This window comes from Streptomyces angustmyceticus (assembly GCF_019933235.1).
Classification (GTDB): domain Bacteria; phylum Actinomycetota; class Actinomycetes; order Streptomycetales; family Streptomycetaceae; genus Streptomyces; species Streptomyces angustmyceticus.
This window is the reverse complement of sequence record NZ_CP082945.1, coordinates 1,659,264-1,672,006: the sequence shown is the minus strand read 5'-3', so window position 1 is coordinate 1,672,006 and position 12,743 is coordinate 1,659,264. Positions and strand designations below refer to the sequence as shown.

The following is a 12,743-nucleotide window of genomic DNA, read 5'->3' as shown; positions in this document are numbered from 1 at the left end:
GTGCCCACCAGGCAGTGCGGGAGCAACGGCGAAGAGGTCGGTCGATGAGCATGTACCGGGACCGGGTGCACCGAGGCTCCGCCAGGGCCACCGTGCTGCGCACGGTCGGCACCCGTGAGCGCCGCTCGCACCTGACCGCCCCCCGGGTACCCACCGTGGGTATCGACATCGGCGGCACCAAGGTCATGGCGGGCGTCGTCGACGCCGACGGCACCATCCTGGAGAAGGTCCGCACCGAGACGCCGGACAAGTCCAAGAGCCCCAAGGTCGTCGAGGACACCATCACCGAGCTGGTGCTCGACCTCTCCGACCGGCACGACGTCCACGCGGTCGGCATCGGCGCCGCCGGCTGGGTCGACGCGGACCGCAGCAAGGTGCTGTTCGCACCCCACCTGAACTGGCGCAACGAGCCGCTGCGCGACCGCCTCGCCGGCCGCCTCGCGGTCCCGGTCATGGTCGACAACGACGCCAACACCGCCGCCTGGGCGGAGTGGCGCTTCGGCGCCGGCCGCGGCGAGGACCACCTCGTCATGATCACGCTCGGCACCGGCATCGGCGGCGCGATCCTGGAGGACGGCGCCGTCAAGCGCGGCAAGTTCGGCGTGGCCGGCGAATTCGGCCATATGCAGGTCGTCCCCGGGGGCCACCGCTGCCCGTGCGGCAACCGCGGCTGCTGGGAGCAGTACAGCTCCGGCAACGCCCTGGTGCGCGAGGCCCGTGAGCTGGCCGCCGCCGACTCCCCGGTCGCGTACAACATCATCGAGCGGGTCGGCGGCCGCATCGGCGACATCACCGGACCGCTGATCACCGAGCTGGCCCGGGAGGGCGACGCGATGTGCGTCGAACTCCTCCAGGAGATCGGCCAGTGGCTCGGCGTCGGCATCGCCAACCTCGCCGCCGCCCTCGACCCGTCCTGCTTCGTCATCGGCGGTGGCGTCAGCGCCGCCGACGACCTGCTCATCGGCCCGGCCAGAGAAGCCTTCCGGCGCCATCTCACCGGCCGCGGCTACCGTCCCGAGGCCACCATCGCCAAGGCCCAGCTCGGCCCCGAGGCCGGGATGGTCGGCGCCGCCGATCTGGCCCGCCTGGTGGCCCGCCGCTTCCGGCGCGCCAACCGGCGGCGCGTCGAGCGCTACGAACGCTACGAACGGGCAGGCCGCCGATGACCGACACCGACCTGCACACCGTGCACGACGACGCCCAGCCCGTCCCGCCGCCCCGCGTCAAGCGGCGGCGCCCGGTGCTGATGGCGCTGATCATCTTCCTGCTGATCGCGATCCCGGCGGGCTACATCGTCATCTCCGCCGAGCAGAGCCGGGACAGCGGCGAGGGCAAGGAGGCCGAGGCCGCCGCCACCGGCCTGACCAACGCCTTCCCCTCCAAGGTCCAGCAGCGGATCTACAACGTCCCGGTGCCGATCGGCTCCACCCCGGTCTACTACTACGAGACCAACTCCTGGCAGACCAGTTCGCTGTTCGTGCAGTTCAGGACGAACGCGTGGGGCCTGGAGCACTACCTCAACGCCGTCGGCACCAGCACCGCCGCCCTCAAGAAGGACCAGCGGACCATCCCGCCCGAGCAGGCGGCGAAGGTCGGCTGGGACCTCGGCACCGACGCACCCTGGTCCGGCACGACGACCTCGGCGAAGGCACCGCACCCCTACCAGCGGATCATGGTCAGCTACGACGAGCCGGGGCACCCGGTGGTGTACACGGTGTCGACTGTGCGGTTCTGACCGGGGTCGGTGGGAGAACCGGGAGGGGCCGGCCGGGAAGGCTCGACGTCCCGCAGATCCAGGACGCGGGCACGCTGAGGCCGACACCTATGAGTGGGCCGGTCTCACGCAGGTCGGCCAGGGGTCGACCGTTGGCCAGAGCGCAAGCGCCACTGTTCATCGGCCAGGAGCCGCATGCGCAGCTCAGTCGCACCCCACGCCGGCACGTCCGTGCCGTTGCGGCGCCGGTGGTGCGGCCTCTTCTCTGCCGGCTTCGTCTCATTGACGGCCCAGGGCGGTGCCGGTGACCGCCGCTTGCCGGGTCTTGCCGGTTTCAGTCGGTGTTGTCCGGGCGGAGGGCCAGGTCGAGGAGGCCGGGAAAGCGAGCATCAAACTCCGCGCGACGAAGTCGGTTGAGCCGTTTGGGGCCCTGGTCGCGTTGTTCGACAAGGCCGGCTTCGCGCAGGACGGAGAAGTGGTGGCTCTTGGCGGCTCTGCCGACCGGCACGTCGAAGTTGCTGCAGCTGAGCGTCCAGTCGGGGTGGCTCGCCAGGCTGCGGATCAGCTGAATGCGCACAGGGTCCGCGAGCGCGGACAGCGCGGTCAGCAGGGGGACTTCATCCGGGTGCGTGTGCACTGGTGCCGGGCGGTGACTTCCGCTTTCGGCCTGATCCGACATCCCCGTTCCTCCCCTGGAGTGAACACACCCACTTGCTGAGTGTTCGATGCTGATCTTACACTGCCATTGTTCGCTTTCGATTGAACACCTACGGGAGGGCAGTCTGCGTATGCGCGCGGTCGAGTTACAGGAGCACGGCGGCCCCGAGGTGCTGAAGGCAGTCCAGAGAACCGGTACGTCCGAGCCGGGAGCCGGCCAGGTGGCCATCAGGGCGCTCCGGGCCGTGACCGTATCCCCGCTGCCCGACAAGCTGGATCTGCGGACCGCTGCGGCGCAGCCGACCGTGCTGCCGACGGCACATGCCCTGACCCACGACGTGAGGCGGCTGCGCGCCGGAGAGAGTGTGTGGTGCATGGCGCGGCGGGAGACATCGGGACCACGGCCGGGCAATTGGCCCGGGCGGCGGGCGCCGGTGCGGTGTACGGCGTGGTCCCCACCGATGCCAAGGCCGAGTACACCCTCAAGCACGGCTACGACGACGTGTTCCGGACCGAGACCCTCGCCGAAGACGTCCGCCGCGCTACCGGCGGCCGAGGTGTCGACCTGATTCGCGATCCCGGGATGGCGAAACGCTGTGGCGCCGCCTGGACGAATTGGCCGCCTCAGGGCGCCTGGCGTCCTTCGGCAATGCGAGCGGCGCCGATCCCTGCCGGGCCGGACAGCCTGAACTCTACGCAGAGGGTCGCGCCATCGGGGGCGTCTCCGTGCCGGCGCTCACGCAGAGCGCACCCGGCATTGCGCGCGAACTGACCGCACGCGCCGTGCGCACGGTCTGCGAGAGCAAGCTGTCGCCGCCCGTAACCGCTGAGTTCCCGCTGTCGGGCGCAGCGGCCGCTCAGACCGTCATGGGTGGCACACGTCCACCGGCAGACTGCTGCTGTGTATCGCCAAAAAGCGACGCCGATCAGGCATGACGGGCCGGTGGAGCGGCTCATCCCACCGGCCGTCCGCATGCGCCATCACGCCCGGGGCATCCCCGGATGCCTGGGCCCAGAACCACGGAGGGAAGAATGCAGCAGAGCAGCACGACCCAAGGACTCTCCAGCGTCACGGACAAGGTACCCGCACCCTGCCTTGTGCTGGTCGGGGTATGTGGAATCCAGTTCGGTGCAGCGCTCGCCCCCAGCGCATACCCCCAAGCAGGCGCTGCTGGTGTGGTGTTCCTCAGACTACTGATTGCCGGCGTACTGCTATGCCTGTTATGGCGCCCACGACGCCAAAACCTCAGCGGAGTGAAAGGGGCCTGGGGCACAGTACTTGCCGCCGGAGCTCTGCTTGCGGGACACCACATCACGTTCTTTGAAGCCGTCAACCACATCCCTCTCGGAATCGTCGCCACCATCGAATTCCTCGGCCCATTCACTATCGCGCTGGCCGGCTCCCGCCGCGCGATCGATCTGCTCCCGGCCTGCCTGGCGGCAGGCGGCGTGTTCCTGCTGAGCGACGGCGGCAACGCCTCCCTCTCCGTAACCGGCCTCGCCCTGGCTGCCGTGGCAGCCACCTGCTGGGCCGGATACATCCTCGTCGCCGCCCGCATGGCGACCCGCCTCAGCGGTGGCCAGGGGCTGGCCGTGGCCATGACATGGGCGGCGCTGCTCAGCGCCCCCTATGGCATCGCGCATGCCGGGAGCGCCCTGCTGGATACGCACGTTCTCTGGGTGGCGACAGTCGTGGCCGTCGCCTCCAGTGTGCTGCCATACTCGCTCAACCTCGAAGCGCTCCGCCGGATTCCGCCACGCGTCTTCGGCGTACTGACAAGCCTGGAGCCGGCCGCGGGCGCCTTGTTCGGCCTGCTGATCCTCGGCCAGCACCTCCACTTGCCCCAGTGGCTCGGCATCGCCGCTGTCGCCTGTGCCTCGATCGCTGCCACGTATCTGGGCGCTGGGAAACGCAGAGCCGCGCGCACCCGCGCAACGAGCGTCTCGGCTCGCGAGGAGAGCACCGATCCGAACGGTGCTCACATCCCGCAGGACGCTCACTAACCCTTGGCCCGTCCAGGCCATCACGTACGGAGTCAGCATCCAGGCCGGAAGGCTGCCTTGGACCGGCAGACGTGCAGCGTCAACCGGTCCGGCCCGCGGCTCGCGCAGCGACCGTATCCCGCCGTGCGACGGACTGCGGCATCGGCCGACCCGCGCGGCCGTGGCCCGTCCCGCGCTCTATGAGCGCGGGACGGGCCACGGTGCCATCCCATGGCGTGCCGGTCGGTCAGTCCAGGAACAGGCCGAATGTGGCATCGGCCCCGTTGCGCCAGCTTCTGATGCACGTCAGGCTGTGCGTTGGATTCGTTACCGGCCCCGAGTTCAGGTGCGACGGGCTTCGCAGACATATGCTTGTTCAGGGCATGGCGGGGCATACCGAATTCGAGTCGGCAAACCGGCGATTTCTGTAGCCTCGGCCCTTCGCTGAACGGCTCGTAGGACGTGTGACGAGAGTGCGGGCGGTCATGAAGCCTCTTCGTCGACCAGAGCGTGACGTCGCCCGCCGACGCATCGGCGGGCGAGTGGCTCGGAGGGGTGTGGCGGCATGACGGGGCGGAAGAGAGGCCATTGGATCGCCCCCTGTTCCGCCCCGGGGCGACCAAGCTGAATATCCCGAGGGGGCATTGCACCGACCAGCACAAGAAGATGTGCCCCCTCCGGAGCCATCCAGCGTCAGCTGTGGCGCACCTGCGTACGCATCGCCTCCTTGACCTCTGCCGCGGCGGTCACGACATCGTCCAGCAGCGCATCGATCTCCTCCTTCGTCGTGGCCGGGTTCAGGAAGACCAGCTTCAGATGCACCCACGTCTCGCCGTCTTGGCGCCGTACCTTGGTACGGGCCAGAAGGGCCCGGCCCTCGGTCATCAAGCGCCTGCGAACAGCGGCATTCCAAGCGCTCTCGTCTTCGATCGCCTCACTGGTCCGGCAACGGAAGATCACTGTGCTGAGCACCGGTTCGGCAAGCAGTTCAAGGTCCGGGTGCCGGTCGATACGAGCGGCGGCGTACCGTGCTTGGGAATGGCAGGCGTCGACCCAGTCGCCCATCCCCTTCCGGCCGAGGCTCAGCAACGAAGCTGCGATCTTGAGGGCATCGGAGCGGCGGGTGGTTTGCATCGACGTTCCCAGGAGTGCGGTGTATCCCTCAGCCTCATCGTCCGGCGGGTTGAGGTAGACGGCCTGTTGGGCGAGAGGACTCAAGCGGGCCTCATCGCGTACCAGCAGGATGCTGGAAGAAGCCGGGGTCCAGCCGAACTTGTGCAGGTCGAAAGCGATGGAGTCCGCCTCGGACAGGCCATCGAGGAGAGGCGCGAGACTGTTCGAAAACAGAGCTCCGATCCCGTATGCGGCGTCGACGTGAAACCAGATCCTCCGCTCAGCAGCGAGGGCGGCCAGTTCGGGCAATGGGTCGAAAGACCCGTGGTCAGTGGTGCCCGCAGTCGCCACGAGAGCGATGGGTACCTCGTCCGCGGTGAATCCGTCGAGCAGTCGGCAGGCTTCCTCGGGGATCATCCTGCCCATTTCGTCCGTGGGTACCTTCACCACCGCATCACGCCCGAGCCCGAGGAAGCCGGCTGCACGCGCGATGGAGAAATGTGCGGCGGCTGAGCAGAGGATGCGCGGTCGCACTGCGCTGCCAGCGAGCCCCGACTGCGAAATATCGCTGCCGACCGCGTCGGTCAGCATGTGATCACGGCTGAGCAGCAGCCCCACGAGGTTGGAGATGCTGCCGCCGGGGGTCAACGTGCCCGATGCCGTTTCACCGTAGCCGACCCAGCCGGCCATCTCGCTGATGAGCCGGCGTTCCAGCTCGAGGGCGAAGGGACCGCTTTCCCATGAGTGCAGCGATTGGTTGAGGACGGCGGCGAGGAGCTCGGCGGCAGCAGCGGCCGGTGTGGGCGCGCACTGCATACGCGAAACGGCGGACGGGTGGGTCAGATCAGCCGACCAGGCGGCGTATGTCTCGAACAGCTCCGTTACCCGGTCCGGTCCGGGCGCATCGGTCAGGAACCCTTCACCATGCATCATGTCTCGCACGGCTGCGATCGCAGCACTGGGACCGCCGACCGTGACCGGACCGCCATGCTTGATCGACGACGCGGCGACTGCGTCGAGGGCGGCGTCCACCAACGTGCGCAGTTGCTCAAGGCCGTCAGCGGTGCCGGCCAGGGCCACGGTCTGGTGGGCACCGGCGTCGACAGCGTTTGCTCGGTTCACTATCGCTTCCTTCTATCGGGTTCTGTGATGGTGCGTGAGTGCAAGTGCGGGTTCAGGCTCTGCGGGTTCCTCCGGTCGAAGCAACGACCACGGATGCCGGGCCCGGCATCCGACCAGGCGACCGAGCCCTCCCGAGCACGGTCACGGCAACCTGCGTGCCGATCGCCGGCTCCGGCTCAGCAGCACTCCGGACACGAGTGCCGACGCCCGGGACGCAGGCTTGCCCGCCGCTGGGCGGATCCGATTTCAGCGCCGTGTCCTCAAGGCGTCAGCAGGACCTTTCCTGTCGTGCCTCGTCCCTCGAGCAGGGCGTGCGCGTGAGCTACCTCGGTCAGCGGCATCTCTACCTCCACCACGGGACGTACGACCCCATCGGCCACATAGCCGAACAGTTCCCTAGCAGCGGCACGCAGGGAATCCGTGTCGGGCACGTGGTCGGCGAGAGAAGGCCGGGTCAGGCTCAGGGAGCCGGCCGTACGAAGCATCTCGATATCGACCTTGCCGACGGAGCCGCTGGAGAGTCCGCAGACCACGAGGTGGCCTCGGCGGCGCAGCGAACGCAGACTTCGCTCGAAGGTGTCCGCGCCTACGGAGTCGTAGACGACGTGAGCTCCTTCTCCGTTGGTGATCTCGTGAACGCGCTCGTCGAAGCCCTCATACGGCAGGGCTTGCCGGGCCCCGGCCTGCAGCGCGATCCGCTGCTTCTCCTCGTTGGAGGCCACCGCGATCACGCTTGCCTTGCGGTGCGCAGCCATCTGCACCAGCAGCTGACCAAGGCCGCCGGCCGCGGCGAGGACGACCACACTCTCGCCGGGATGGACTGCATGGGTCGTATGGGTGAGGTAGTGCGCGGCCAGGCCCTGCAGCAACACTGCGGCGGCATCGCGGAGGTGAACCTCCTCGGGAACGGGGATGAGCTTGCCCGCAGGCACAGCCGTGTGTTCGGCGTAGGCGCCGAGCTGGGTGGCGTAGGCGACCCGATCGCCAATGGTGATCTCCTCGACGCCGTCGCCCACCGCGATGACTGTCCCGGCCGCCTCCTGGCCGGGAATGAACGGGCATGTTGTCGGATAGGTTCCGTCACGGAAGTAGACGTCGATGAAGTTGAGCCCGATTGCCGCGTTGCGCACCACGACCTCACCAGCGGCGGGCAGGGGATCAGGCAACTCGACGGGGGTGAGAGCTGCGGAGCCACCGACCCGGCTCACCTGGATTGCGCGCACAGATACCTCACTTGGGGATGTCGTCGTCGGCTGTGCCGGACGAACGGGTCTCGTCGGTCTCGCGGAAGAGCCTGCGGAAGTAGTCGATGTCGCCGGTGAGTCCGGCCATGAGGGATCCGAGGTTTGTCCCGTCCTCGGGTCCGGCCTTGAGTAGCTCCTCGTTGCGACGGCGATTGGCCGCGGAGAACGGCAGGGCCCCGACCGACAGGTAGCGGATGGCTCCGTCGCCGTCGCGCCGGGGTATGAGGTCGGAGCGCGCATAGCGGCTGGCGCTGAACGGGATGTCCAGGGTGCCCTGGTTGAATGCATCGGCTACGGCTTCGATCAGGTCCACCTGCTCGATCAGGGGATCAATGAGCTCGCCGACCTCAGCCAGGATCCACTCCATTTCCTCGCCGATGCGCGTCTCGTCGACCGTGAGGACCTCCAGCAAGGGGGAGTTGGCGCGGTTTGCGAGGCGCAGGCCCTCCACGTTGGCTTGAGTGTCGGGGATGCCGTGCGCCTCCTGATAGGTCTTGGTGATGAGCTTGGAAGCCCCTCCGAGCCGAGCCACCAGCGCGCCGTAGAAGATGAGGTCCTCGGCGTTGCCACGCTGCCGCGGGAAGACCCCCATGAACTCGTGTAGTACGGCGTGCACCTGAATGCCGGCAGGCAGGTAGCGCTCGGCGAGCAGTGGGATGCATCGAAGGGCCGCGACGTCTTGAGCCAGGTGTCCGCCCTGCGGGTACGCGACCGAGATGCAGTGCACCCCGGAGCGTGCCGCCAGAACGGCCTCGATGACACTGATGGCCAAGCTGATAGAGGGGGGCACGAGGACTGCTGTGAGAGTGCCGAACAGCTCCCGGTCGATGACCACACCGTGCTCGACGAGCTCGCCGCACCGGCGGTCCACGTCCTGCCAGGCGCCGAGGGACTCGGCGAGCGGCACGGCCTTGGAATAGGGCAGGTTGTACGAGATTCCGCCGCCCTCGAAGGAAGTGATGCCGGCCGCAACGGAGACATCGAAGAGCCGCCTGGCATCCGGCGAGCCGTGACGGACTTCCAGCGGGGCAGATACCGACTCGTTCAGCTCTCGACCGCGCCGCCAACCGTGGGCAACCAGCGGGTAGCCGTTGAGGTCGGAGGGGCGAAGGTTCAGGGTGCGCAGAGCTTCGTCGAAGCGCTTGAGCCGGGTGTGCGAGTCGATGGTGAGAGTGAGGATGTCGGGGCGAGCCTCGGCCTCCAGGGTGCCCAGCAGGTTGGTCATCTCCGTGTGGCCGCCGACGCCGCATCGAGGTTGGATGGCGACCCGCCCCGAGGCACGGCAGCGTTCGAGGACATCGGCGGCCGTGGGTTTGCCGAGTTCGGCGATATAGGCGGCGGAGTCCGCCAGGCTGGGCAGGTTCGGGATCATGTCTCCCGAGGGGCCCTTCCCGGCCGCGGGACCGAGAAGGGCCAGGGAACTGTGCGTACTCGTCATGACGCCGCCCGCAGGGGTGTTGTCCGGTGCCGTGCGGCGCGCAGCTTGTTGAGAAGCGCGGGAAGTTCCGCCGGGTCGATCAGGATATGGTCGACGCCGAGTGCGTAGAGGCGCTCGTGAGCGGATGCGTCCTTGTGGCTGCCGACGGAGAGATTCCCGCCGACGATGACCGGGCAGGCGATCTGCCCGGACTCTTTGGCCTCGGCGAGGCCGCGCAAGTCCTCGTGGATGTGGCCGTTGAGGCTGCCGATTATGACGGCTTCGGCGTCAGCGTGTTCGTGGCACGTCGCGGCGAATTCCTCAACGGGGGTGCAGGTGCCGAGATTGACGACATCGAATCCGGCGCCCCGGAGTGAGTAGGCGATCAGATGGTTGGCCACGGCGTGACTGTCGCTGGCGGCCACCCCGAGGATCACTGTGCGGGGCGCTGTTGTTTGCTTCGTCATGGGTCTGTTTCCTCGTCTAGGTGCCGGTCGCCGTGTCAGTCGTCGAAGGCGGCGAACAGCTCGCGCTTGCTGACCGCCTTCAGCCGATTGATGTCGTACTCCTCGACGTCCGCATGGGAGAGCGAGTCGAAGACGTAGTTGATGGCCGGGACAAGTCCCCAGACTTCGTGGTACGGGGGCCAGCCCTGGTGGCCGGTGTCGATGTCCTGCTGGCGGGCGAAGATGTAGTTCGCCCAGTTCCGCGCCGCCGGATAGCGATGGTGGTAGTCGTGCACCACGGTGTCGCCAGTCAGCACGAGGTAGCGGGACGGTGCATGCAGAAACACCAGTCGAAGCGTCCAGCGGGCCCAGGCTGCGATTCGGCGCCCGAGCGGAATTTCGACGGACGGGATCGGGTCGCCGATGAAGATGGCATTGGTCAGGCTGGAGAAGTACTCGCGCCCGTGGCGGAGCTCGATACCGGGTTCGGGGAAGGTGTGCTTCACACACAGCCGCAGTGTGTTGCTCACCTGGAACAGGGGAATGAGCGGCACGAACCAGATGATCAGCAGCGCCGGCCAGGTGCCGGTCGCCACGGTCGCAGCGAGGGCGGCTCCGTACAGGACGCTTGCGGAGACTTTCTCGCTGCGGGCCGACTCGCTCCAGAAGGACCGGGCGCGGGAGACTGCGAAGGCGAAGTGGAAGCGCGGGGAAATGAGCTTGCCGAGCACTCGACGCCACATCTGGCGACGGGTCATGCCCGGGTGAAGTTCGAGACTGACAAGGAAGGCCTGGACCGTGGGGTCCTTGAGCGTCATGTGCCCGGCGGCGTGGTGGTCCTTGACATGTTCGCGGCTGTATCGTTGAAAGTTCTGGATGATGAGCAGGCTGGAGATGCCGTGCCCTATGAAGCGGTCGAGCTTGCGCTGCCGGTACATGTTCCGGTGCGAACACTGGTGGTAGATCATCATCCGTAGGTTGCGCATGCCGTGCAAGGTGAGGGCCCACCCCGGAATCAGGAGCAGCAGCCAGCCGCCGCCCAGCGCGTATCCGAGCGTGGCGAGCAGGACGCCCGCGACGGTGGAAGCCAGTGCGGTGGCCAGGTGAAGGGTGGGGGTCCACCCTAAGGAGGTCTGGCCGGGCAACGCCTTGCCGGTGAACAAGGTCAGCGGGCGCTGTAGCGCCTTGGGCAGCCGCGTCATGGACTCGCGAGGATCATGACTTTCGGGTGGGTGGACGGGACGCGCATCGGGCTTTAGGACTGCGGAGTTGGTCGCCGACATAGGAACTCCAATCGTTTCCGAGGTTCTTTGCGGTTGCGGTCAGCTGGCGGCGGCAGCCGAGACGGATGGCCAGAACAGGTCGGGTCATGGAAGCCCGGGGAGCCGGCCGGACAGTGTTCGTTGCGCAGCGCTGCGCCGAGTGCGATGACCGTGGTGGTCGGACATTGCGCTTCGTGGATCAGCGCGAGCGCTTGGGGCCTTTCACCAGCAGTGGTCCTGAATCGCGCTCGGATCCGGCTCTACCTGATGTGACAAGCACAGGCCCCGGAGGCCAGTCGGCGTGTCGCACGTGCCGACGACGTTGCCTTCTGTCCGACGGGGATCATTGCTCCTCCGCGACGCGGACTGTCGCGGCGTCCATGAGGCGGCACTGGCAGGCCAGTCGGTATGGCCCATCCGTCCGGCCGAGGTCCTCGAGGAAATCGACTTCGTCGGGGTCCATTTCGCCCAGCGAGTCAAGGCCGTCCAGTACCTCGATCATGCAGGCTCCGCACGCCCCCGACTGGCAGCCGAACGGAATGACCCTCTGGGAGGTCCCCCGTTCGAGTTCGGTCAAGGATGCTCCCTCGGGAAGAAGGACCTCCAAGCCGTGTGGCATCAGAGTCAGTTTCTTGAGATCCATTGGTGCATGACTCCCTGAGAAGATGAGAGATTCCCGGAAGCGCCGGGATGTGGTGTCCGCTGTTCTACGGGCCGCTGGGCCGCGCCCGTACGGTGCGCGGGTGTTGTGCCGACGTACGAGGTCAAGCAACAGCAATGGGCGACATGGTCAGTTGGGGCGGAGGGACAGTGTCCGAGGAGTGGCCGGGCGTGAGACGCTCTCCGGGCCTCAGGGCCACGGCGGCGTGATTGACGGCGGTCGCAGCCTCGCCGAAGCCGACAGAGATGAGGGGCACCCGGCCGGGGTAAGTGCACCCGTCCCCGACCGCGTAGACCCGGGAGAGGTTGCTCTGCATGGTCGCGTCGACCTTGATCTGCCGGTATTCCAGATCGATACCCCATTCGGCGATGGGCCCGAGGTGTGCGGAGAAGCCGAGCGCGGTGACCAGCGTGTGAGCGGGTAGCGTCAGGAGTTCTTCGCCGGCTTGGACTTCGACCGTTTCGAGGCGTGGTTCCCCCATGCAGCGCGTGATCTGGGCGTTGGTGATGACGCGCACCGGCGTGGCACGCAGCTGCCGAACGCTGTGCTCGTGGGCACGGAATGTGGTCCGTCGGTGCACGAGGGTGACAGAGCGGGCGATGGGAGCGAGGGCGAGCGCCCAGTCCACCGCGCTGTCCCCGCCGCCGGCCACCACCACGTCACGACCACGGTGCTCGGCAAGGCGTGGCACGTGGTACACCAGCCCACGGCCCTCGTAGTCACTGGCTGTCGGCAGCCTGCGTGGCACGAACCTGCCAAGACCGGCGGCGATGACTACAGCACTGGCACGTACGCGGGCTCCGCGGTTGGTTTCCAATACCCACCCTGAGCCGCTGCGGTCCAGCGTCGTGACGGTCTGCCCCAGAAGGTAGCGCGGCTCGAACGGCGCCGCCTGCCGGAACAGGTTGTCGACGAGGTCTCGTCCCTTGATCGCTGGATGCGCGGCGACATCGTAAATCAGTTTTTCCGGATACATGGCTGCCACCTGGCCGCCGACGTGCGGCAGTGTGTCCAGGACGGCGGTGGTCAGACCCCGGAATCCGGCGTAATAGGCGGCGTAGAGTCCGCTTGGTCCAGCACCGACGACGGCTAGATCGACAGCTGGCTCATATGACGCGGGCATG

Annotated in this window: 12 protein-coding genes; 4 read left to right on the top strand and 8 right to left on the bottom strand. The window is 67.5% G+C overall.

All coding sequences use genetic code 11. The annotated features are described in order from the left end of the window. Positions 1 to 44 precede the first annotated feature (44 nt). Together K7396_RS07825 and K7396_RS07820 are read left to right on the top strand one after the other, a co-directional pair. Positions 45 to 1,166: an ROK family glucokinase gene (locus tag K7396_RS07825; protein WP_086719154.1), complete on the top strand. Its 1,122-nt coding sequence runs from the start codon at positions 45 to 47 to the stop codon at positions 1,164 to 1,166. Then, the gene (locus tag K7396_RS07820; RefSeq protein ID WP_086719153.1) at positions 1,163 to 1,735 is read left to right on the top strand and encodes a hypothetical protein; all 573 of its coding nucleotides are present in this window, start codon (positions 1,163 to 1,165) and stop codon (positions 1,733 to 1,735) included. The genes K7396_RS07825 and K7396_RS07820 overlap by 4 nt, the downstream gene beginning before the upstream one ends. A gap of 313 nt (positions 1,736 to 2,048) precedes the next feature. On the opposite strand, the gene K7396_RS07815 is transcribed toward K7396_RS07820, so the two are convergent. After that, entirely contained in the window at positions 2,049 to 2,393 is a 345-nt protein-coding gene (locus K7396_RS07815) for an ArsR/SmtB family transcription factor (RefSeq protein WP_086719152.1), read from the bottom strand. 345 nt (positions 2,394 to 2,738) lie between these two features. Here K7396_RS07815 and K7396_RS35925 point away from each other — a divergent pair, with 345 nt between their 5' ends. Then, the gene (locus K7396_RS35925; protein ID WP_398686090.1) at positions 2,739 to 3,143 is read left to right on the top strand and encodes a zinc-binding dehydrogenase; all 405 of its coding nucleotides are present in this window, start codon (positions 2,739 to 2,741) and stop codon (positions 3,141 to 3,143) included. A gap of 260 nt (positions 3,144 to 3,403) precedes the next feature. Continuing rightward, complete coding sequence (locus tag K7396_RS07805; RefSeq protein ID WP_086719151.1) at positions 3,404 to 4,375, top strand: EamA family transporter; 972 nt, start codon at positions 3,404 to 3,406, stop codon at positions 4,373 to 4,375. Between the two features lie 672 nt (positions 4,376 to 5,047). On the opposite strand, the gene K7396_RS07800 is transcribed toward K7396_RS07805, so the two are convergent. The 7 genes from K7396_RS07800 to K7396_RS07770 all read right to left on the bottom strand — a co-directional run bounded on the left by K7396_RS07800 (position 5,048) and on the right by K7396_RS07770 (position 12,742). After that, a complete protein-coding gene (locus K7396_RS07800; protein ID WP_086719150.1) occupies positions 5,048 to 6,589 on the bottom strand; it encodes a pyridoxal phosphate-dependent decarboxylase family protein in 1,542 nt (513 codons plus the stop codon). Positions 6,590 to 6,849: 260 nt separating this feature from the next. Next, positions 6,850 to 7,812 carry a quinone oxidoreductase family protein gene (locus K7396_RS07795; RefSeq protein ID WP_086719149.1) on the bottom strand — a complete coding sequence of 321 codons (963 nt, stop codon included), beginning with the start codon at positions 7,810 to 7,812 and terminating at the stop codon, positions 6,850 to 6,852. Between the two features lie 7 nt (positions 7,813 to 7,819). Then, positions 7,820 to 9,205 carry a methylaspartate mutase gene (locus K7396_RS07790; RefSeq protein WP_086719148.1) on the bottom strand — a complete coding sequence of 462 codons (1,386 nt, stop codon included), beginning with the start codon at positions 9,203 to 9,205 and terminating at the stop codon, positions 7,820 to 7,822. A 62-nt stretch (positions 9,206 to 9,267) separates the two neighbouring features. Further along, positions 9,268 to 9,717 carry a cobalamin-dependent protein gene (locus K7396_RS07785; RefSeq protein ID WP_086719147.1) on the bottom strand — a complete coding sequence of 150 codons (450 nt, stop codon included), beginning with the start codon at positions 9,715 to 9,717 and terminating at the stop codon, positions 9,268 to 9,270. A 35-nt stretch (positions 9,718 to 9,752) separates the two neighbouring features. After that, positions 9,753 to 10,898 carry a fatty acid desaturase gene (locus K7396_RS07780; RefSeq protein ID WP_086719146.1) on the bottom strand — a complete coding sequence of 382 codons (1,146 nt, stop codon included), beginning with the start codon at positions 10,896 to 10,898 and terminating at the stop codon, positions 9,753 to 9,755. A gap of 403 nt (positions 10,899 to 11,301) precedes the next feature. Next, entirely contained in the window at positions 11,302 to 11,601 is a 300-nt protein-coding gene (locus K7396_RS07775; protein ID WP_086719145.1) for a 2Fe-2S iron-sulfur cluster-binding protein, read from the bottom strand. Positions 11,602 to 11,722: 121 nt separating this feature from the next. Continuing rightward, on the bottom strand, positions 11,723 to 12,742 hold the full coding sequence (locus tag K7396_RS07770) for an NAD(P)/FAD-dependent oxidoreductase (RefSeq protein ID WP_086719144.1): 1,020 nt from the start codon (positions 12,740 to 12,742) through the stop codon (positions 11,723 to 11,725). Position 12,743 lies beyond the last annotated feature (1 nt).